The sequence below is a fragment of the Rhodococcus sp. BH5 genome (genome assembly GCF_027583855.1).
Classification (GTDB): Bacteria; Actinomycetota; Actinomycetes; order Mycobacteriales; family Mycobacteriaceae; genus Rhodococcus_F; species Rhodococcus_F qingshengii.
On record NZ_JAJHVW010000064.1, the window covers coordinates 1 to 1825 of the forward strand.

Annotated in this window: 2 protein-coding genes and 2 pseudogenes; all 4 read left to right on the top strand. The window is 50.1% G+C overall.

What is annotated here, in order from left to right; all coding sequences use genetic code 11:
- Window positions 1–277 (top strand): fatty acid desaturase family protein (locus RhoBH5_RS32515; protein ID WP_270009637.1); only part of this gene is annotated, 277 nt, incomplete at its 5' end.
- A 264-nt stretch (window positions 278–541) separates the two neighbouring features.
- Window positions 542–1249 carry a PE-PPE domain-containing protein gene (locus RhoBH5_RS32520; RefSeq protein WP_270009638.1) on the top strand — a complete coding sequence of 236 codons (708 nt, stop codon included), beginning with the start codon at window positions 542–544 and terminating at the stop codon, window positions 1247–1249.
- A gap of 71 nt (window positions 1250–1320) precedes the next feature.
- Window positions 1321–1649 (top strand): annotated as a pseudogene (locus RhoBH5_RS32525) (transposase); the annotation flags it as partial.
- Window positions 1632–1825: pseudogene (locus RhoBH5_RS32530) on the top strand (IS30 family transposase); the annotation flags it as partial. The pseudogenes RhoBH5_RS32525 and RhoBH5_RS32530, both read left to right, overlap by 18 nt.

The following is a 1825-nucleotide window of genomic DNA, read 5'->3' on the forward strand; positions in this document are numbered from 1 at the left end:
CGAGGGAAGCCCGCTCTTCCACATCATGTCCGGCAACCTCTCGCACCAGATCGAGCACCACCTGTTCCCGGACCTGCCTGCGCATCGTTATCCGGAACTCGCTCCCCAGGTGAAAGAATTGTGCGGGAAGTACGGTTTGCCGTACAACACCGGTGGGTTCTTCAAGCAGATCGGTTCGGTATGGGGCAAGATCTTCAAGCTCGCTCTTCCGCCCGGTTTGGTCAAGTCGACGACACCTCCCGGTGTTATCGTCGAGCGCCAGCGAACAGCAGCTTAAGCGTTAATTTTACTTTTCAAGACAGCCTAATTCAGCTAATTCAATGACATATTTCGTCAAATGTGAATGTCGATAAACGGCTTAATGTTTAACGAAATATGTCGTTGAGTGATGCATCTGCAATAGTCAATTTTCGGCCTTTTGCCGCAATTGTAGAGATGTGCTCATATCTCAATTGATTAGCAAAACTACCCTACCTTATCAAGGCTTATTATAAGCCTTGATAAGGTTTCAATTTGTGCAATTTAGGTGAGGTGAAGTTGAGTGTCAAGAGCACCATTCTCGTATGCGGCACTTTTGCTACTAGTGATGATTCAATTCTGTTTTCACCCCTCTTTTGCGTTGGCGAAAATAGGATTTACTTCAGCAGATTGTTCGGTTCCACTTGTTCTAGCCGTGGACGGAACAAAGTCAATCCATACACCTACTAGCATCGATGCCAATTCTCCGCTTAAGGTAATATCTTACCGAGAATTTGGTGATAATGTCGAGCATATTGAATATCCCGGGGGTATGGTAGTTGGGATTAACGGCTGGTTGTCGAGTTATGATGAATCAGTAGCTATCGGTATAGAAAATCTTAAGAGCAGGCTAACTCGGCATGAATTTGAATGTCGCTCAAGTTCATCGTATATATTACTTGGATACTCTCAAGGCGCACGAATCGTCGGTGATGTCGCGTCAGAAATCGACACTCGCACCAGTGGTTTACCCGATGATATACGTCACCGTGTGCAAGCATATTTGTATGCGGATCCGCGTCAGCCTATTACCGGTATTGAAGTTATTTTATCGGACAAAAGTCCCATCCCTGGAATAACTTTTTCCGGAGAGCGCCCTCCCTTTGCCGTAGTGCCAGTCACCTGGTCATGCATTCCAGGCGACGGAGTTTGTGATGCAAATCCACCGATTGGATTACATACACTAATTGGCTACTTGAAATACCATACAGATTATGCATCGGATTCGTGAGCTGGTAGCAGCAACAGCCTCCGTGTAAAATAGCTGGAGTTGGATTGGATTCGATTCGAACATAATAAGGCGGCGGTGAAGGCGCCAAATTCTCGATGAGCGGGCTCACGGATATCCGAAATCGATCACCAGGGACGTGTACTTTCTGGTCAGCGACGGACTCAAGGCCTGTCGGAAGTTGTCGGGAACGTGAGTGGCCGGCCACCACTGTCCAGACCTGCATCGTGTATTTGATCTGCCACACCTTTCGGTTCTCGGGTCGTCAGCACTGGGATTCGCTCAAGCGCGATCTCAAGCCGATCTACACAGCGCCGACGGAGGCCACGGCTCAGGCGCGTTCGCCGAGCAGTGGGCAAGCATGTGCCAGGTGATCGCCCGACTCTGGATAAACGCCTGGCAGGGAGCAGATTTCGAACCGGCTGCCGATCGACTTCCCGGATGATGAGTCCATGCGGATCAGCTACGAAGCCATCTACCAGTCCTTATTCATTGAGGGGCGCGGTGCGCTGCGCCCCTCATCTTGTGCCTGCGCACCGGCCGTGCTCTTCGGATGCCCCGTGCGAGAGCGAAACGCGT